The sequence below is a fragment of the Paludibacterium flexuosum genome (genome assembly GCF_037076605.1).
GTDB lineage: Bacteria > Pseudomonadota > Gammaproteobacteria > Burkholderiales > Chromobacteriaceae > Paludibacterium.
On record NZ_AP029060.1, the window covers coordinates 3,254,418 to 3,273,588 of the forward strand.

A 19,171-nucleotide genomic window follows, 5' to 3' on the forward strand; every position below is an offset into this window, starting at 1 on the left:
TATGGCGGGCTGGCTGCTTCGGGCGATTGCGGGATTCCTGGCGCTGTTACTGATCCTGCCTGCCTGTCGGGCGGCGGACGAGCTGCTGATCGTGACCGAAGAATTGCCGCCCTACAATTTTACCGATCAGGGCAGCCTGACCGGTCTGAGTACCGAGGTGGTGCAGGCCGTGTTGCATCAACTCGACCTGACGGCCCGCTTCAAGGTGATGCCCTGGGCGCGGGCCTATGAGCTGGCGCAATCCGCCCCCAATGTGCTGATCTACTCGATCACCCGCACCCGGCAGCGCGAGCCGCGGTTCAAATGGGTCGGCAGCGTGGCTCCCGAGGACATCTACTTGTTTTCCTCGGCACAGCACCCCGTGGTGGTGCACCGCCTGCAGGAGGCCAGCCGCTATACCGTGGCCACGGTGTATGAGGATGTGGGCGACCAGTATCTGCGCAGTCTCGGCTTTACCGTCGGCAAGAACCTGCAGCCCAGTGCCGCGTATCAGCTGAATTACCAAAAGCTCAAGGCGGGGCGGGTCGATCTGTGGGTGATGAATCTGCTGGTGGCGCAATACCTGGCACGCCGCGAGGGCGATGATCCGCAGCAGGTGCTGTACCCCAGCCTGCATCTGACCGAGATCAGCGGCGACTACTATATGGCGTTCAGCCCGCAGACACCGGATGCGCTGGTCGAGCGCTTTCGCAAGGGGCTGCTGGCCATCAAGCAGAACGGAACCTTTGACCGCATCAAAGCCAAGTGGCTGATGTAGCGCCGCCGGAAGGAGTCGCCATGTTGCTTGCCACCCGCAATACCCAATCGCTCGGCAGCCGGATGGTGCTGGCCACGCTGGCATTTTGCCTGGTGTTTACCCTGGGTGCGGTGGCCGTCAAAACCTGGCTGGCCTGGATGGACGACGTGACGGCCATGCGTGCTGAATTGCTGCTGGTGGCGCGCATTTACGATCACACCCTGACCAAGGCGATCTGGGAGCTGGATCGCGAATCGGTACAAAGCCATCTGGCCAGCAGCCGGGCTGTACCGGCCATCGGCCGGGCGGTGATTACCATCAACCATGACCAGCAGCCCCCCGAAATCCTCACCCTGACGCGGCCGGGCTGGCAGCCTTCGGCCTATGCCCCGGTAGAAAACCTGCCGCTCGGCTATCAGACCTTTGCCGGGGCCGCGCCGCAGCGGGTCGGCTCCCTCTTGCTGTATGGCGACGAGCGCGTACTGTGGAGCCGGCTCAAAGGTGAGATCACCAACATCATCATCACCCAGGTCATTCAGTCCCTGCTGCTGGCCAGTTTCATCATGCTGATCTTCAATCGTTCGGTGACCGTGCATGTGCAGCGCATTGCCCGCCACCTGCAGGCACTGACGCCGCAGACCCTGGGCGAGCGCCTGCGACTGCAGCGCAAGCAGCCGCTCAATGACGAACTGGCCACCCTGGTCGCCGGGGTGAATCAGCTGCAACACAATCTGTCCGATTACCTGCTGCAGAAGCAGCAATACGAGAGCGAGCTGGCGGCGCACCGCGATCATCTGTCCGAGCTGGTCGAGGCGCGCACCGTCGAATTGTCGGTGGCCAATGATGCGCTGGCGCATTCGGCCGAGACCCTGCGCCAGCTGGGCGACATCGGCAAGGACCTGACCGCCAGCCTCAACCCCCAGGCCATCTGCCAGTCGCTGCACCAGCATCTGGAGGCCCTGATGCCGCTGGATGCCTTTGCCGTGGCGATGCGCACCGCCACCCCCGACCAGCTGGAGCTGGTGTACTGCGTCGCCGACGGTCGCAGCGCCGAGCCGGCCGCGCTGCGGCTGGACCCCGAAGCCGCCCTGATCGCGCGCGCCTTTCTCGCCAGCAGCGAGGCCATGCTGGTGGATGAGACGACACTGCAGACGTCGCCGCTGGGCATCGCCAACCTGCCGCCAGAGCCGATGCGCGAAGCCATCCTGCGTCCGCTGAGCGTGCATGGCCAGCGCCTCGGCGTGGTGATCGTGCTCAGCCATGTGCCGCATGTCTACCACGAGCGCGAGCAGGACATCGTGCGCTCCATCGGCGCCTATGCCGCCATTGCCCTGGGCAATGCCAGCGCCTATGCCGCCGCCGAGGCGGCACGCCAGCAGGCCGACCAGGCGCTGATCGAAGTGCGCCAGGCGCAGGGGCAACTGATCCACTCGGAAAAAATGGCGGCGCTCGGGCAACTGGTGGCCGGCGTGGCGCACGAGATCAACACGCCCATCGGTGCCGTCAAATCCAGCGGCCGCAATATCCTCGATGCCCTCGACCATGCCCTGCAGAGCCTGCCTGCCGCCCTGACCCAACTGGAACCGGCGCAACGCGTATTGTTTCTGCAGCTGCTCGACCTGAGCCGCCAGCCGGGGCAGGTCATCAACACGCGCGAGGAGCGTGCCATCTCGCGTGATCTGGCGCTGCGACTGGCGCAGCACGGCATTGCCGACGCCCGCCAGCGCGCCAGCGTGCTGGTACAGCTCAAGGTGCACGACGATGTCGAACGCTTCCTGCCCTTGCTGCAGCATCCGCAGTGCAGCCAGATCCTGGAGACCGCCTACAGCATCTCCGCCATCGTGATGAATGCGGTGAACATCAACGTGGCGGTCGAGCGCGTGACCAAGATCATCTTTGCCCTCAAGACCTTCTCGCGCTTCGATGCCGAGGGTGAGCTGTGCGAGAGCGATCTGCGCGAGGGACTGGAAATGGTACTGACCATCTACCAGAACAAGATCAAGCAGGGCACGGAAATCGTGCGCCATTTCCGCGAGATTCCGCCGGTGCGATGCTTGCCGGACCAGCTCAACCAGGTCTGGACCAATCTGGTGTCCAACGCCCTGCAGGCCATGAACTACAAGGGCACCCTGACCCTGGGCATCGACGTGGCGGGTAAGTACGTGGTGGTGAGCATCGCGGACACCGGCAGCGGTATGGCGCCGGAGGTGCGCGAGCGGATCTTCGAACCCTTCTTTACCACCAAGCCGGCCGGCGAGGGCACCGGGCTCGGGCTGGACATCGTGCGCAAGATCGTCGAGCGTCATCGCGGCCGCATCGAGGTCGACAGCACGCCCGGGCAGGGCTCGACCTTCCGGGTCTATCTGCCCTGGGGAGAGGCGACATGAGCGGGCAGGGGGCTGAGATGGCACTGGATACCATCCTCTGTGTCGACGATGACAGCAGCGTGCTCCATGCCCTGCGGACCCTGCTGAGCCATCACCTGCCCGGACATGTCGTGATCGAGATCGCCGAGAGCGGCGAAGAGGCGCTCGAGCTGGTGGACGAGCTGGCGCGGGAAGGCCAGCCGCTGACGGCGGTGGTGGCCGACTACATCATGCCCGGCATGAAGGGCGACGAGCTGCTGATCCAGGTGCATGCACGCATGCCCGGCACCGTGACCATCATGCTCACCGGGCAGAGCGACATGCAGGGCGTCAAACGCGCCATCAACGAGGCCAATCTGTTCCGCTTTCTGGAAAAGCCGTGGCAGAACGAGGACATCGTGCTGACCATCCAGGCGGCAATTCGTACCTTTGCCCTGGACCGGGCCCTCAAGCAGCAAGTCGAAGAACTCGCGCGCGTCAACCAGGCGCTGGAAGCCACCGTGGCCGAGCGCACCGATGAGCTGCGCCGCAAGAACCAGGAACTGGAGCAACTGGCGGTGACCGACACCCTGACCGGACTCTACAACCGCCTGTTTGTCGATCAGGTCCTGCTGCAGGCCAGTGCCACGGCCCGGCGCAGCGGCGCGCCGTTGTCGCTGGTGATGCTGGATATCGACCACTTCAAGCTGGTCAACGACCACTACGGCCATCAAGTTGGCGATCAGGTATTGCAGCAGTTTGCGCAGATCCTGCGTCAGCAGGTGCGCGACAGTGATGTCGTGGCGCGCTGGGGCGGGGAAGAATTCCTGATCGTGTGCGCCGGCACCCCGCTCGATGGCGCCCTGGCGGCCGCCGAGAAATGGCGCCGCTGTGTGGAAGACAGCGTGTTTGCCGGTGGCGGCCATTGCACCGCCAGCTTCGGCGTGGCCAGCTGGCGTGATGGCGACACGGTCAGCAGCCTGCTGAGCCGCGCCGATCAGGCGCTGTATGCGGCCAAACAAACCGGGCGCAATCAGGTGCGCTCGTCCGACAGTCAGGCGTGAGAGGATGCATCCGGACAAGGTAGACCGTCAGCAACTGCGGCAACTGACCGACTTGCCGAATATCGGCCCGGCCATGGCGCGAGACCTGCAGCGGCTCGGTGTGCAGACACCGGGAGAGCTGGCCGGACAGGATCCGCTGGCGATGTACTGGCGGTTGTGCGAACTGAGCGGTGCCCGGCAGGACCCCTGCGTACTGGATACCCTGATCTCGGTGGTGCGCTTTGCCGATGGCGCCCCCGCGCAGCCCTGGTGGGCCTACACCGCTGAGCGCAAGGCGCTGCTGGCGCGGCTGGTTGACCCCCCCCTCGGGAGGTGAACCCACCCGGCCTCCACCGTTGAGAAGGGGCCGGCTTTTCGCCGCCTCAGCCATTCCTCCAAAGTGTAGGGTGCCTTCGCCGAAGGCAATGCGCCGTAGAAGGATTGCGCACTTGAAGAGTGCGCCCTACAGCCGCAGGACACATTCGCGTAGGACACATTCGCATAGGATGCATTCGCGTAGGATGCATTCGCCGAAGGCAATGCATCAATGCAATGCGCCAATGTAATACATCAATGCAATGCACCGCAGAAGGATGACCGCGCAAACTTGCCGATCTGTCATCGCTTTCGCTAGGGTATGGGTCGCGGCAATGATGCCGTGAAAAGGCGCGGGCCCGGGGGTGTAACCAGCACCCCCGAGCCCGCTAACCAAACCAACTCGAATCAGGAGTCAGTATGGCTGCCAAGTATGGTAATTCACCCCTGTCCCACTTCACAAATCGCCGTCTACCGCATCCCCCTTTGTTACCGCTGTTTGAGCTGGTTTCCGAGCTGTGCCCACCACGTGAAGCGCTGTCCCAGCCGGGGCTATGCCGCCTGATCGTCGATGGCCGACTCGACTGGTCGCTGGCCAGAGTCCATGGTCAGAGCTGGCTGTATCTGCCGCGTGCGGTGCCGATGCGGCAATTGGCGGGTTGCACGGTGTTGCTGGCGGAGTAGGCATTCAACTGGAGGCCGGGGGGTGTTAAGCCCCCCGGAGGGGCCGATCGGCCACTCGTCTGCGGAGAATGGGGTCAGATCGTTGACCGCCGTTGTTCACCTTGCAGTTGTCCATACAGCAGCAGTCCGGCAAGCACGCCGGCCAGCGCCAGGCCGTACCACACGACGAGTGGCGGTGTGCTGCCGGCTTTGCCCAAGGCTGCGCCGATGCCCACATTGGCCAGTAGCGCCACGACCCCGCCGCTGCTGGCGTGAAAACCGTAGTAGCCCCCCAGTCGTTCGCTGCCGGCGTAGTGAGGCAGGTGGGCGGAGAACAGGGGGTAGCACAAGATCGAACCCAGCGAAAAAACCACCGCCATGCCCAGCACGGCCAGCACCGGCCATGCGGCCAACCAGGGCAGGAGCAGGTAGCTGCTGCCCATCAGTGCCAGGCCCAGCCCCATGCCGCCAGCACTGCCCAGGCGCTGCTGGACCAGATGGGTGGCCGGTAGCTGCAGACACACCCCGATGAGCGCAGTCACGGTGAAGACGCTCCCCAGCAACCAGGTCGCATGCGGCTGGCTATGAATGAAAGCCGGGACCGCCAGGTAGAGCTGCTGGAACAGCAAGGAATAGCAGCTGGCCAGCGCGGTAAAGCGCAGGAAGGGGACGTTGCGGATCAGATGGTGCCATTGTTGCCAGACGCTGGCCGCCACGGTCTGTGGCCGAGGAGGCTCATCGGGCAGGACCCGCCATTGCAACCCGGTCAGCAGCAGGAATATTCCGCCGGATACCAGCCCGGTCAGTCCGTAATGGATGTCGGTTAGCAGCATGCCGGCCAGCGGTCCCAGCAGCATGCCTGCCTCGCTTGCCAGATTGTGCAGGGCAAACGCTTGCTGTCGCTGCGTGGCGTTGCGGCACTCCGCCGCCAGGTAGGCCTGGGCGCAGGGGGTAAACAACGCGCCGGCAAAACCGGTCAGAAAAGCCGCCAGCAACAGCAGCGGCAGGCGCTCGGCCCAACCGAGCAGGGCAAAACCGGCGCTGCGCACCAGGCAGCCGCCGATGATGGCCGGGCGGTAGCCGATGCGGTCGCCCAGAGTGCCACCCAGCAGAAACATGCCCTGCTGGCTGAACACGCGCATGCCCATCACCAGGCCGGCAGCCCAGCCTGCCATGCCCAGCGTGCCGCCCAGGTGCTGGGCCAGGAAGGGCATCATCATGTAGAAGCCCAGATTAAAGGCCAGGCCATTGGCGACCAGCAGCCGTGCGGCCGGGCTGAGCTGCTGCCAGGTTTGGCGATTGGCGGCCAGGGGCGTCAGCATGGGCTGGTCTGCGCTGGTCGCAAGGTACGGATATACGGTTTGCCGTCGCGGTCGTGGTGGATGTCTACCGGCACGTTGTATAGCTGGTGAATCAGGTCGGCGTGCAGAATCTGAGCCGGCGGGCCGAAGGCTTGCAGTTCGCCCGCGGCCAGAACGATGAGCTGATCGGCGTACTGTGCGGCCAGGTTGAGGTCGTGTAACACCACCAGGCTCACCCAGTTTTTGGCACGAGTTTGCTGGTGCAGATGTTCCATCAGTTGCATCTGGTGTTGCAGGTCCAGTGCGCTGACCGGCTCGTCCAGCAGCATGATTTGCGGGTCGCGCAGCAGGACCTGGGCAAACAGCACCATCTGGCGCTGCCCGCCGCTGAGCGAATACATGGCGCGGTCGGCCAGGTGGGCGATGCCAAGCGCTTGCAGGGCTTGCAGGGCGGCCATGATGTCGTCGTCGGACAGGCGCATGCTCAGGCTGTCCAGCCGGCCCAGCACCACCACCTCCAGTACACTCAGGTCCAGCTCTAGCTGGGTGTTTTGCGGCATATAGCCAAAGCGTTTGCGCCAGCGAGCCAGGTGCAGGCGCGACAGGGCTTCGCCGTCAAAGCGGATCTCGCCGCGCTGTGGCGCCAGCTCGCCGAACAGCGCGCGTAGCAGGCTGGTTTTGCCGGTGCCGTTGGGGCCGATGATCACATGAAGTTGGCCGGGCTGCAGTTGCAGACTCAGCTGGCGCACCAGCGGTTGCTTGCCGATGTGCAGCGTCAGGTTTTTCAGCTCAAGCACGTTTGCGCCCCTTTCCCAGAATCAGCCAGATGAAAAACGGCACACCGATGATGGCGGTGACAATCCCGATGGGGAAGAGCGCGCCCGGGATGATGGACTTGGACAACACGGACGATACCGACAGCATGCAGGCGCCGCACAGCGCCGATAGCGGTATCAGAAAGCGCTGGTCTTCGCCAATCAGCATGCGGGCGATATGCGGAGCGACCAGCCCGATGAAGCCGATGATGCCGACAAAGCTGATGGCGGTGGCGGTCATCAGCGCCACCAGGACCAGGGTTTTCAGGCGCAGGCGGGTCACGTCCACGCCCAGGCTGCGCGCCCGGGCCTCGCCCAGGCGCAGGCAGGTGAGCTGCCATGCGTCGCGATACAGCAAGATGGCACACAGGATGGTGACGCCAGCGGTGATGGCGAGCGCCTCCCAGGTGGTCCGCATCAGGCTGCCGAACAGCCAGAACACGATTTGCTGGTTCAGCTCCGGGGAAGACAAAAACTGCAGCAGGGACAGCAGCGACTGAAACAGAAACAACATGGCAATGCCGGCCAGAATGATGGTCTGGCTACTGACGTGCTGCATCAGCGCCAGTCCGAACAGCAAGCTGGCGGCCAGCATGCAGCACACAAACGCTCCCGCCGGGATGGCAATCAGGGGCGGCAGACCAAACCCGCCGCTCACCAGCGCCAGCGCCGCACCGAAGCCGGCCGCCGCCGCCAATCCCAGTGTGAATGGGCTGGCCAGAGGGTTGTCCAGCAGGGTCTGCATCTGAGCACCGCCCAGGCCGAGCGCCGCGCCGACCACCAGCGCCATCAGCGCGATGGGCAGGCGCATGTCCATCACGATCGCGTAGGTCATGCTGTCTGCGCGGGCGGGGGCCAGCAGCGTGCTGACCACGTCGCGCAGTGGCAGCAGCGACGGGCCGGTGGCGACATCCAGCAGCAGACTGCAGGCAATCAGCAGGATAAACAGCAGCAAGAAGCACCAGCGGCGCTTTTCGCGCGTGCGCTGTTGTACCAGGGCGCTCTGCAGCGCGAGAGAGTCCAGCATGAAATCATCCTTGCAAAAAGGCAGGGGGTGGCCTGCAGGGGGAGCGGTGCAGCGCACTCCGCCCGGCAAGCCGGATGAGGCAGGTTTACTGGCCGAGCATGAAGGTGCCCGTGGCGGCGACCGGCAAGTAACGCTGGTAGAAGCGCAAGTAGTTGGCTTCAGGCTGGATGTCCTTGAACAGCGACGGATACAGCGCCTTGGCCATGAACTGCACCATGCTGTAGTCCAGCACGGTGCGCGCGGCACCCTGATAGACGCCGTAGACACGCTGGTTCTTCACGGCAGGCAGGCTGGACCAGCCGTTGCGCTGGCGGTAGCCCTGCAGGCGCTGTTCGGCGACTTTGCGATCCACTCCCTGGCCCAGCAGCATGGCGGTGGGGTTCTTGGCAGATTCGGTGCCGGCGATGAACACCACTTCCGGTTGTGCCGCCAGCACCTTTTCCGGGTTCATCGGGCCATACCACTCCACGTAGGGGGCAGCGATGTTCTCGCCACCCGCCAGTGCGCCCAGCGGACCCCACATGCCCTTGCCGTAACTGAAGCCGTACTCCGACGGACCTTTATTGCCAAACTCCACGTAGAAGCGCGGTTTGGGCAGGCCGGCGCTGGCAATGCGTTGCTGCACCTGGTTAATCGCCTGGGTGTATTCATTGGCGATCCGGGTGGCGCGCTTTTCTTCGCCGGCAATCTTGCCCAGCAGCAGCGTGCTGGCACGGTGGTTGGTGGGCAGCTCCATGTTGTAGTCCACCACCACGATGGGCACGCCCGCCTTTTCCAGGCGTTTGATGTCCGGACCCAGTCCCTTGTATTGCCACTCGGCCAGCACCAGGACGTCCGGCTTCAGCGCCAGTACCTTTTCCACCGAGAAGGTCTGCACTTCGACTTCGCCCACATCGGCCAGTGTCTTCAGCGACGGGCGCTTGGCGCTAAACAGCACCCAGTTGGCCGGGCGCCAGCCTTCCCATGCTTCACGCGAGATCCCGACCACCCTGTCGTATGCCTTTTCGCCGCCAATCGCCATGTAGTCTTCGAAGTAGAAGCCCAGCACCACACGCTTGGCGGGCAAATCCAGTTTGACCTGGCGGCCAACGATATCGGTCACGGTGACCGGGGAGGCATGGGAGAGGGTGGGGAGCGCCAGCAGTGAGGCCAGCAGCAAGGTGTGCTTCAAGGTGCTTCGGGGCATTGCGATATCCTGATTTCTTAATGAGTATGAGAATTATTCTCGTTTGGCAAATGATGAGTCAATGTGAAGCAGAACGTCACGTGCTAAATAAGCACGGAACGGTTGCGCCACAGCACCTGACCGCCAGGTCATGCTGAAATCGATTTCATTTCTGGCAGGATTCACCTCGGCCGCAGGATGCCCGCGAGGCGCGATTGTGCCGGGCAAGCCCCATGCAGCGTGAGTCAAGCTTGTTCTGTTTCTTGTAAATGAGAATAATTGTCATTTTCAGAAAGGAAACGCATGAATACCCGAGCCCGACTCTGCGCTTTGCTCGCCAGCCTGTTGTTATGCAGTCTCAGTGGCCTGGCCGTGGCCAAGCCGGTGGTGATCGAAGACGTGCTCGGCCGCAAGGTCACCGTGGATGTGCCTGCCAAGCGCGTGATGCTGGGCTTTTATATCGAAGACTACTTTGCCGTGGCGGGCGACAAGGGCTATGACCGCCTGGCGGGCATGTCGCGAGGGTGGTTTGTTAAGTCCCGCCCGGCGACCTGGGCCATGTACGTGGCCAGCAAGCCGCAGCTGGCCAAGGTGCCAGACGTCGGCAATGTGCAAGATCAGACCTTTTCCATCGAGAAAGTCCTGGCGACCAGGCCGGATGTCGTGGTGTTGGCAGACTGGCAGTACAAGGCTCTCGGTGCCGAGGTCGCACGCCTGGAGGCGGCGCGCATTCCGGTAGTCGTGGTGGATTACAACGCGCAGACGCTGGCGCGCCACCTGGCCAGTACCCGTGTTCTGGGGGAAGTGACCGGCGAGACGGCCCGCGCACAGCGCATTGCCAGTGATTACCGCCAGGTGGTTGAGACCATCATGCAGCGTGTCGCCAAGGCCAAACGCCCGGCACCGCGAATCTATATCGAGCTGGGCGACAAAGGGCCGGCCGAGTACAGCTACACCTATGGCAAAAACATGTGGGGGGCCATGGCCCAACTGGCGGGGGGAAATAATATTGCCCAGCCGTTTGTCCAGGACTGGGGCACGATCCACCCCGAACAGCTGATGGCCAGCAAGCCGGAGGTCATCCTGATTGCCGGTTATGAGAACGTTACCAGTGCCACGGCCATGCAGATTGGCCAGGACATTCCGGCCGCCACCGTGCTGGAACGCTTGAAAGGCTTTACCCAGCGCGCTGGCTGGGCCGAGCTGCCGGCGGTGAAAAATCAGCGGGTCTATGCGGTGTACCACGGCGCCACCCGCAGCGTGATGGACGCTGCGCTGCTGCAGTACGTGGCCAAGACGCTCTATCCGGACCTGTTCCGCGACCTCAACCCGCAAGCGACTTATCTGGGCTTCTACCAGCGCTACCTGCCTATCCGCCCGCACGGCACCTTCATGATGGGGATCAGTGGCCGCAGCCTGTAAGCCTGCTGGTCAGCAAGCGCGCCGGCCCGCCAAGCAGGGGGCTGGCGCCCCCTCCTTATCCTGTCGCCATCAGGCCAGATCGAAACGATCCAGACTCATCACCTTGTGCCAGGCGGCGGCAAAGTCGCGCACGAACTTCGCCTGACCATCCGCACTGGCATACACCTCGGCCAGCGCCCGCAGCTGGGCGTTGGAACCGAACAGCAGGTCCACTACCGTCGCCGTCCACTTCAGCTCCCCGCTGTGTCGATCGCGTCCTTCCAGGACACCGGGTTGCGTGGCAGAGCGCTGCCATTGGGTGGCCATATCCAGCAGGTTGACAAAAAAGTCATTGCTCAGGGTTTCCGGCCGATGAGTGAGCACACCATGGTCGCTGTGGTCACTGTTGGCATTCAGCACCCGCATGCCCCCGATCAGCACGGTCATTTCCGGTGCGGTCAGCGTCAGTTGCTGTGCCTTGTCGATCAGCCATTCCGCTTGCCTTTCCTCCTGCCCGGCGCGGACATGGTTGCGGAAGCCATCGGCCACCGGCTCCAGCACGGCGAACGACTCAACATCCGTCTGCGCTGCCGTGGCATCGGTCCGGCCCGGCACGAAGGGCACCTTGACCGGATGGCCGGCTTTGTCGGCCGCGGCTTCTACCGCGGCACAACCACCCAGCACGATCAGGTCCGCCAGCGAAATCTGCTTGCCATCGCGCTGAGCCTGGTTGAAGGCCTGCTGGATGGCCTCGAGCTGGCTCAGCACCTGCGCCAGTTCCGCCGGCTGGTTGACCGCCCAGTCCTTTTGCGGTGCCAGCCGCAGTCGGGCGCCGTTGGCCCCGCCGCGCTTGTCGCTGCCGCGGAAGGTGCTGGCCGAGGCCCAGGCGGTACTCACCAACTGGGACAGGCTCAGGCCGCTGGTCAGCAGCCGGGCCTTCAGCAGGGCGATGTCCTGCTCATCCACCAGCCGATGATTGACGGCGGGGACCGGGTCTTGCCACAGCAGCACTTCGGCCGGTACGTCCGGGCCGAGGTAGCGGGTACGCGGGCCCATGTCGCGGTGGGTCAGCTTGAACCAGGCGCGGGCGAAGGCGTCGGCAAACTGTTCCGGGTGCTCAAGGAAACGGCGGGCGATTTTTTCATACGCCGGGTCGAAGCGCAGCGCCAGGTCGGTGGTCAGCATGGCCGGCGCATGGCGACGCGAGGGGTCATGGGCATCCGGCACCGTGCCGGCCCCCATGCCATGCTTGGGCTGCCACTGGTGCGCGCCGGCCGGGCTGCGTGTCAGCTCCCATTCATAGCCGAACAGATTCCACAGGAAGTTATTGCTCCACTGCGTCGGCGTGGTGGTCCAGGTGACTTCCAGTCCGCTGGTGATGGTGTCCGCCCCCTTGCCACTGCCAAAGGCATTGTGCCAGCCCAGTCCTTGCTGCTCGATGCCGGCGGCTTCCGGTTCGGCCCCCACATGCTGACTGTCGGCGGCGCCGTGGGTCTTGCCAAAGGTATGGCCACCGGCGATCAGCGCGACGGTTTCCTCATCGTTCATCGCCATGCGGGCAAAGGTCTCGCGGATATCGCGCGCCGCGGCCAGCGGGTCCGGATGGCCGTTCGGCCCTTCCGGATTCACATAAATCAGCCCCATCTGCACGGCGGCCAGCGGGTTTTCCAGCTCGCGCTCCCCGTGATAGCGCTGGTCGGCCAGCCAGCTGCGCTCCGGCCCCCAGTAAATGTCTTGTTCCGGCTCCCAGATATCTTCGCGGCCACCGGCGAAACCGAAGGTCTTGAAGCCCATGGATTCCAGCGCCACGTTGCCGGCCAGAATCATCAGGTCGGCCCAGGACAGGCTGCGGCCGTATTTCTGCTTGATCGGCCACAGCAGGCGCCGTGCCTTATCCAGATTGACGTTGTCCGGCCAGCTGTTGAGCGGCGCAAAGCGCTGATTACCGGTGCCGGCGCCGCCACGGCCATCGCTGATGCGATAGGTGCCGGCACTGTGCCAGGCCATGCGCACAAACAGCGGACCATAATGGCCGAAGTCGGCCGGCCACCAGTCTTGCGAATCCGTCATCAGTGCCGTCAGGTCGCGCTTGACGGCGTCCAGGTCCAGTTGCTTGAAGGCTTCGGCATAGTTGAAATCGGCCCCCAGGGGATCGGACTTGGCCGAGTGTTGGTGCAGGATGTCGAGTTTGAGTTGCTGCGGCCACCAGTCCGCATTGCCGGGGGCGGCGGCGGTGGTGTGTTGGCGGACATCGTGCGCAAACGGGCATTTGGCTTGGCTGGACATGGTCTTTCTCCTTGCTCATGGATGGCGGTTTTGTTGTTATAGTTTTATTGTATTGCCGCGTAATTACCAATTTTAATTTGCTATTGATGCCATAGGGGGAGGGTGGTTGGCGCACCTGGCGCGTGCGCCAACCGCTTGTGCGTCGGACATCTTGCGGTCTGGGCGAGCGGCACCAGGTCATGATCGCGTCGACAGCTTCAGCATCCCGACGATTACCCAGGCCATGCGTGTGGCGTCATTTCCCGTGATGTGGGGCAGTCAGGCCAAAGCGATCGTGCACATGCCCGTGCCGCTTGGCCAACCTTCTGTCCGGGTGGGGCGTGGGCCGACTGTGCGACAATTGCCAAGCACATAAAATTATCAATAGTTTATGGCAAAAGAATAATCTGTTGACTAGGCTTCGAAAGTCGCCGTGTGCGGCATGCCTTGCCGTTCAAACGAATACCGAAGGAGTCACATGAGCCCCGCCAAGCCGCCGAAACCCAAGAAGCCACCGAAGACGCCGTCGACCACCACCGGTCAGCCGGTGTCAGGCTTTCCCATTCAGTTCACCTGGCAAAACGTCTGGCAACCGGTCTTCGACCTGCAAACCGAGTTGGTGCGCAACCATATCCAGCGCGCTCGCGCAGCCGGCAAATCGGTGATCTACATGAGTCTGCCGGTTAGTACCGAAGCCGGCGGCTTTCAAGTCACCAACGTCGAAATCGCCCAATTCACCCATCGGCGTCTCAGCAACGAATGGGGGGATGGCTTCTTCTTTCTCAATCCGGCCGACTTTCAGTTGCACTCGCAGTCGGGCGCCAGTCAGCTGTCGCAGCATATTGCCTATTTGAGCCAGCAGGGCATCAAAGACCTGCCGAGCCAGAATGCCGAGGGCCAATTCGAGCCGGTGCCATCCGGCGGCAGTTACATGTATATGTGGACCAAAGTGCTGGTGACGAATGCCGCCCGCACGGAGTGGTATATCGATTACCAGGGCCAGGTCAGTACCCGCAGCCTGGCGGCCAATCTCGGTTACGACTTCGATGGTGTCTATTTTCTCGGGCCCTCCGACGTGCGCGCGTTCTTTACCCAGCGCGAAGCCAGTATCACGGCAGGCATCGAAAGCTATTTCGCCAGCAAGTTGGCGCTGGACCCGCGCTTTCAGGCGTTCTACAACGCTGGCGCCGGTACGAGCAAAGCCACGCCGGCGCAAGTGCAGGAAGCGTGGCAGAACGCGCGGCGCGAGTTCATTCGTTACTTCGCACTGCGTGCCAGCAGTAATTTCGCTATCGGTTGTCATGACGAATGGAACATTTTCCAGACGCTCAACGCCATGCGCTATGCCGCCACGAGCAACACCGGCAATCAACTGGCGGTGTTTTTCGACGGTCGGCAAGTATCACCAGCGGCGACCACCATCTCGATCCCGCCTGGCTTTGCGGTGAACTCCTGAATCCCGGGGAAACAGTCGCGTTTCGCTGTATTGCATTGGTGCATTGCCGTTGGTGAATGCACCCAGTCCGGCGTCGACGGGTGTTTGATCTGGACGTACACATCCCCGTCCTGCCCTGTGCGCTTCAGGGCATAGCACACGTCACCACAATGGCTGCACCGTACTGGCTCGACGAAGCTGCCGCAGGCTGTCGCGCGGGTACCCGCGCGACAGGCCGGGCGGCAGATGACACGGCAGGAAGTCGCGGGCGGTGTCCGGGATGGTTAGACCACGACACGACGCTCATGCCTTGATTCGAGGCGCGATGTGTCGGGGGGCGTTGTGCGCTTACATGTCTGTATTTGGTGCAATGACCTTTGGCGACTAGCATTGTATAAATGGTCAAAAACAAGGATCGGCCTCTATGCATCTTGCGCGATTGTTACGCCAGCTGTTGCTCGGGATGCTCATCCTGCCGATCCTGGCCAAGGCCGAGACGGTGGAAGTCTATGCGCTGCAGGCTATGCCTTATTGCGGATCCAGTGGGGGATACGCCACCGGATTGGCGATAGAAATCCTGCAGGCGGCTACCCGCTATGGTGCACCGGAATTTCACTTCCGTTTCGATGTCCCGTGGCGAAGAGCGCAAGAGATGATCCAGCAACAAGGCAATGAACTATCCGGCATCATTCCCTTCTCCCGCACTGCGCAGCGAGAAAGCAGCTATCGTTGGCTGGCAAAGCTGCTTGTGACCCAGTCGCACTTCTATTCCTACATGCTGCCACACCCCATTGCTTCCATCGACGAGGCGCGAAGGGTGGACATTGGGCTTGTCAGAGGGCACGCGCTGATTGGCGAATTACAGGCGGCCGGGTTCTCGCTGCTGGACACTGGCGCGGAAAACGCCAGCAGTAATGTCCGAAAACTGTATCACCATCGTGTTGTGAGCATTGCAGATTCGGATCTCATTGTGCGCTATTACTGGAAAACCATGGGCTATCCTGAAGGCGCCTTGCAGATGGGGGCCGCCTTCGGGCCGCCAACCGGGGTCTATCTGGCCGCAGGGCTGCATTTCCCCTATGACACCGAGCAGCGTATCCAGAAGGCCTTTGCTCGACTTCAATCCAGTGGGGAACTCGCGCAAATTCTGGCCAGGTGGTGAATCGTCACATGTCGTCACGTGAGTTCCGGCGTGGTATCGCTGGCAGGAGATGAGGATGGCGTGCCATGGGCGCATTGCAATGATGCATTGCCATTCGGCGAATGCATCATTGGCGCATTGCATCGGCGCATTGCCTTCGGCGAATGCACCATTGGCGCATTGCATCGGCGCATTGCCTTCGGCGAATGCACCCTACGCGAATGCACCCTACGCGATGCATTGATGCATTGCCATTCGGCGAATGCATCCTACGTAGGGCGCACTCTTCAAGTGCGCCGTTCACATTGCATCGGCGTATGAAGCCCCCATGTTCCCGTTGCATTCAGGAACGGGAACGCGGTGTACCCGGTTGAAACCCTTGCCAGACAAGGCTGTTCCCGCTGTTCCCGTTCGTTTTAAGCAAGAAAGTAAAGAGAGGGGGAGAGGGGAGGAATTGATCTGTTATGTAGGTAATTAGTATTTGTATGTATGCCTATATATATTTATATGTATTTGTCATTCTTAAACATCTCTCCCGTACAGTATTTCACGTGATCTCGGTACCTATTCCCCTCTTTACCTCAAAAGGCACGGGAACAACGGGAACAACGGGAACAGCCTTGTCTTGCAAGGGTTTGCGGCGAGCGTCCCTGTTCCCGTTCCAAATTGGCAACGGGAACAGGGAGCTGTCGCGCCAGGTGCCGTCCGCCTGCTCGCGGCGGAAGCCGACGCGTTGCAGGGGGCGCCGTGGCAGCGGTTCGTCTCTCTCGTTGTGCCAGGGCGAGCGAGGCTGGAGCACAGGTGCGGCTGAAACGTGATGCTGACGCGGGCTGGGCGATACGTGAGGCGCAGCAGGTCTTGGCGGGGCGGGAGGGGGGCAAGCTCAGCACCGGGCGCGGTTGCTGGCGGACTGGCTGGGGCGGCAGCGGTGGGAGATGAAGTACGAGGGGGTGTGGGGGGCGGGTAAGGTGACCGCTCGGCACGAGTAGGGCACATTCGCGTAGGGTGCATTCGCGTAGGGCACATTCGCGTAGGGCACATTCGCGTAGGGTGCATTCGCCGAAGGCAATGCACCGCAGAAATGCACCGCAGCAATGCACCGCAGAAATGCACCGCAGCAATGCGCCAAACCGACCCCTCCGGGGGGCTTAACACCCCCCGGCCTCCAGTTGAATGCCTACTCCGCCAGCAACACCGTGCAACCCGCCAATTGCCGCATCGGCACCGCTCGCGGCAGATACAGCCAGCTGTGGCCATTGACCCTGGCCAATGACCAGTCGAGCCGGCCATCGACGATCAGGCGGCACATGCCGGGTTCGGCCAGCGCCTCACGTGGTGGGCACAGCTCGGAAACCAGCTCAAACAGCGGCATGAACGACGACGGATGAGAACGGCGATTTGTGAAGTGGGACAGGGGTGAATTACCATGCTTGGCAGCCATACTGACTCCTCGTTCGAGTTGGTTTGGTTAGCGGGCTCGGGGGTGTTACCAGCACCCCCGGGCCCGCGCCTATTCACGGCATCATTGCCGCGACCCATACCCTAGCGAAAGCGATGACAGATCCGCAAGTCAGCGCGGTCATCCTGCCTGGAGAGCACCGTAGGGCGCACGCTTCAAGTGCGCCATCAATCTGCGGGGAGTGGGCGGTGGCGGATGGTGCTGCTTAAGGTGGAGCCTTGGCGGGGTGGTGTAAGGTCTTGCGCGGGCTGCTGCGTTGTCATGATGGATCTGATGTTCATCGCAAAGTGATGACGGCGAGGACAGGATAGACCGCGAAAGAGGGGAAGACTGGTGGACCGGAGGAGGATCGAACTCCCGACCTCTGCATTGCGAACGCAGCGCTCTCCCAGCTGAGCTACCGGCCCGAAGAATGGCATAAATTCTAAAGAGGCCGCTCTGGGCTGACAAGTTTGTTCCCGCCTTTTCAGAGTGATCCGTGGCCTGCTGTTGCGACGCAGCAGAAAATGCCGGATATGCCGCCATGCTGCTTGCTTTTCTTGTCCGCTTGCGGCATTAATCGAAGCTCGACATTCCACAAAATTCAAAAGACAAAGAGCATGGCACTAATCGTACAAAAGTACGGGGGCACGTCAGTCGGCACCACGGAGCGTATCAAGAACGTGGCTCGGCGTGTCGCCCGTTGGAAGGCACAGGGGCATGATCTGGTGATCGTGGTGTCGGCGATGAGCGGCGAGACCAATCGCCTTATCGCCCTGGCCAATGAGATCCAGGCGCAGCCGGACCCTCGCGAGCTGGATGTGGTGGTGTCCACCGGCGAGCAGGTCACGATCGGTTTGCTGGCCATGGCACTGCAGGAGATCGGTGTTCCCGCGCACAGCTATTGTGGCTGGCAGGTGCGGGTCACGACCGACAGTTCGCATGGCAAGGCGCGTATTCAGTCCATTGATGAAGAAGAGATCCGCAGCGATCTGGCCGCCGGCAAGGTGGTGATCGTGGCCGGCTTCCAGGGGGTGGATGAGCTGGGGCATATCACCACACTGGGGCGCGGTGGTTCGGATACCTCGGCGGTGGCGCTGGCGGCGGCCCTGGGGGCGGAGGAGTGCCAGATCTATACCGACGTGGACGGGGTGTATACCACCGATCCGCGTGTGGTGCCGGAGGCGCGCCGGCTGAAAACCATCACGTTTGAAGAAATGATCGAGATGGCCAGCCTGGGCTCCAAGGTGCTGCAGATCCGCTCGGTGGAGTTTGCCGGCAAATACCGCGTTCGCCTGCGGGTGTTGTCCAGTTTCGAAGAGGACGAAGGTGAAGGTACGCTGATTACGTTTGAGGAAGATGAGAATATGGAAAAGGCAGTCGTGGCAGGCATCGCATTTGACCGCAATGAAGCGCGCATCAATGTCAAAGGGGTGCCGGACAAGCCGGGCATTGCCTACCAGATTCTCGGCCCGATTGCCGACGCCAATATTGAAGTGGACATGATCATTCAGAATGTCGGCGAAAACGGTACCACGGACTTTTCCTTTACCGTGCCGCGCGGCGAGTTCCAGCGTTCGCTGACCATTCTGCGCGATGTGCAGGCTCATATCGGTGCCGCCAAGATTGATGCCAATGACAAGGTGGCCAAGCTGTCCATCGTTGGTGTCGGCATGCGCTCGCACTGTGGGGTCGCATCGACCATGTTCCGTACCCTGGCGGAGGAGGGCATCAACATTCAGTTGATCTCCACGTCGGAAATCAAGGTGTCGGTGCTGGTGGATGAAAAGTACCTGGAATTGGCCGTTCGCGTGTTGCATAAAGCTTTTTCCCTGGATCAGGAAGATTAAGGCTTGACAGAGGGAGCGGCATTCCTTAATATCGCAACCCTCTGAACGGAGAAATGGCCGAGTGGTCGAAGGCACACCCCTGCTAAGGGTGCATACGGGCAAAACCTGTATCGAGGGTTCGAATCCCTCTTTCTCCGCCAGACCTCCCGCGCACCCGTAGCTCAGTTGGATAGAGTATCTGGCTACGAACCAGAGGGTCGGGCGTTCGAATCGCTCCGGGTGCGCCACTCC

Annotated in this window: 15 protein-coding genes and 3 tRNA genes; 11 read left to right on the forward strand and 7 right to left on the reverse strand. The window is 62.2% G+C overall.

Features of this window, described 5'->3' with window-relative positions:
- Position 1 precedes the first annotated feature (1 nt).
- The 5 genes from AACH39_RS15470 to AACH39_RS15490 all read left to right on the forward strand — a co-directional run bounded on the left by AACH39_RS15470 (position 2) and on the right by AACH39_RS15490 (position 5,123).
- Positions 2 to 757 (forward strand): transporter substrate-binding domain-containing protein, encoded by a 756-nt coding sequence (locus tag AACH39_RS15470; RefSeq protein WP_215777849.1) that lies wholly within the window; start codon positions 2 to 4, stop codon positions 755 to 757.
- Between the two features lie 20 nt (positions 758 to 777).
- Entirely contained in the window at positions 778 to 3,123 is a 2,346-nt protein-coding gene (locus AACH39_RS15475) for an ATP-binding protein (RefSeq protein WP_338620529.1), read from the forward strand.
- A 17-nt stretch (positions 3,124 to 3,140) separates the two neighbouring features.
- Positions 3,141 to 4,145 (forward strand): diguanylate cyclase, encoded by a 1,005-nt coding sequence (locus AACH39_RS15480; RefSeq protein WP_338620530.1) that lies wholly within the window; start codon positions 3,141 to 3,143, stop codon positions 4,143 to 4,145.
- A 4-nt stretch (positions 4,146 to 4,149) separates the two neighbouring features.
- On the forward strand, positions 4,150 to 4,461 hold the full coding sequence (locus AACH39_RS15485; RefSeq protein ID WP_338620531.1) for a helix-hairpin-helix domain-containing protein: 312 nt from the start codon (positions 4,150 to 4,152) through the stop codon (positions 4,459 to 4,461).
- Between the two features lie 398 nt (positions 4,462 to 4,859).
- The gene (locus tag AACH39_RS15490; protein WP_338620532.1) at positions 4,860 to 5,123 is read left to right on the forward strand and encodes a hypothetical protein; all 264 of its coding nucleotides are present in this window, start codon (positions 4,860 to 4,862) and stop codon (positions 5,121 to 5,123) included.
- 74 nt (positions 5,124 to 5,197) lie between these two features.
- Here the strand turns inward: AACH39_RS15490 and AACH39_RS15495 are convergent, their stop codons facing one another.
- The 4 genes from AACH39_RS15495 to AACH39_RS15510 form a co-directional block, all read right to left on the reverse strand.
- The gene (locus tag AACH39_RS15495; protein ID WP_338620533.1) at positions 5,198 to 6,424 is read right to left on the reverse strand and encodes an MFS transporter; all 1,227 of its coding nucleotides are present in this window, start codon (positions 6,422 to 6,424) and stop codon (positions 5,198 to 5,200) included.
- On the reverse strand, positions 6,418 to 7,200 hold the full coding sequence (locus AACH39_RS15500) for an ABC transporter ATP-binding protein (protein WP_338620534.1): 783 nt from the start codon (positions 7,198 to 7,200) through the stop codon (positions 6,418 to 6,420). Before AACH39_RS15500 ends, AACH39_RS15495 begins: the two co-directional genes overlap by 7 nt.
- Positions 7,193 to 8,245, reverse strand: a complete 1,053-nt coding sequence (locus AACH39_RS15505; RefSeq protein WP_338620535.1) for an iron ABC transporter permease — start codon at positions 8,243 to 8,245, stop codon at positions 7,193 to 7,195. The genes AACH39_RS15500 and AACH39_RS15505 overlap by 8 nt, the downstream gene beginning before the upstream one ends.
- An 85-nt stretch (positions 8,246 to 8,330) precedes the next feature.
- On the reverse strand, positions 8,331 to 9,431 hold the full coding sequence (locus AACH39_RS15510) for an ABC transporter substrate-binding protein (protein ID WP_338620536.1): 1,101 nt from the start codon (positions 9,429 to 9,431) through the stop codon (positions 8,331 to 8,333).
- A 282-nt stretch (positions 9,432 to 9,713) separates the two neighbouring features.
- Between AACH39_RS15510 and AACH39_RS15515 the strand changes: the two genes are divergently transcribed.
- Positions 9,714 to 10,832, forward strand: coding sequence for an ABC transporter substrate-binding protein (locus AACH39_RS15515; RefSeq protein ID WP_338620537.1), 1,119 nt, complete (start codon positions 9,714 to 9,716; stop codon positions 10,830 to 10,832).
- A gap of 69 nt (positions 10,833 to 10,901) precedes the next feature.
- Here the strand turns inward: AACH39_RS15515 and katG are convergent, their stop codons facing one another.
- Positions 10,902 to 13,097, reverse strand: a complete 2,196-nt coding sequence (gene katG, locus AACH39_RS15520) for a catalase/peroxidase HPI (protein WP_338620538.1) — start codon at positions 13,095 to 13,097, stop codon at positions 10,902 to 10,904.
- Between the two features lie 457 nt (positions 13,098 to 13,554).
- Between katG and AACH39_RS15525 the strand changes: the two genes are divergently transcribed.
- Positions 13,555 to 14,532: a hypothetical protein gene (locus tag AACH39_RS15525; protein ID WP_215777841.1), complete on the forward strand. Its 978-nt coding sequence runs from the start codon at positions 13,555 to 13,557 to the stop codon at positions 14,530 to 14,532.
- Between the two features lie 403 nt (positions 14,533 to 14,935).
- The gene (locus AACH39_RS15530; protein ID WP_215777840.1) at positions 14,936 to 15,673 is read left to right on the forward strand and encodes a transporter substrate-binding domain-containing protein; all 738 of its coding nucleotides are present in this window, start codon (positions 14,936 to 14,938) and stop codon (positions 15,671 to 15,673) included.
- A 1,156-nt stretch (positions 15,674 to 16,829) separates the two neighbouring features.
- Here the strand turns inward: AACH39_RS15530 and AACH39_RS15535 are convergent.
- Positions 16,830 to 17,093 (reverse strand): hypothetical protein, encoded by a 264-nt coding sequence (locus tag AACH39_RS15535; protein ID WP_338620539.1) that lies wholly within the window; start codon positions 17,091 to 17,093, stop codon positions 16,830 to 16,832.
- A gap of 349 nt (positions 17,094 to 17,442) precedes the next feature.
- Positions 17,443 to 17,518 (reverse strand) — tRNA-Ala (locus AACH39_RS15540).
- 192 nt (positions 17,519 to 17,710) lie between these two features.
- Here AACH39_RS15540 and AACH39_RS15545 point away from each other — a divergent pair.
- From AACH39_RS15545 to AACH39_RS15555, 3 genes are all read left to right on the forward strand, one after another.
- Complete coding sequence (locus tag AACH39_RS15545; RefSeq protein WP_215777824.1) at positions 17,711 to 18,940, forward strand: aspartate kinase; 1,230 nt, start codon at positions 17,711 to 17,713, stop codon at positions 18,938 to 18,940.
- A 47-nt stretch (positions 18,941 to 18,987) separates the two neighbouring features.
- Positions 18,988 to 19,080 (forward strand) — tRNA-Ser (locus tag AACH39_RS15550).
- Positions 19,081 to 19,090: 10 nt separating this feature from the next.
- Positions 19,091 to 19,167, forward strand: a tRNA-Arg gene (locus AACH39_RS15555).
- Positions 19,168 to 19,171: the final 4 nt, after the last annotated feature.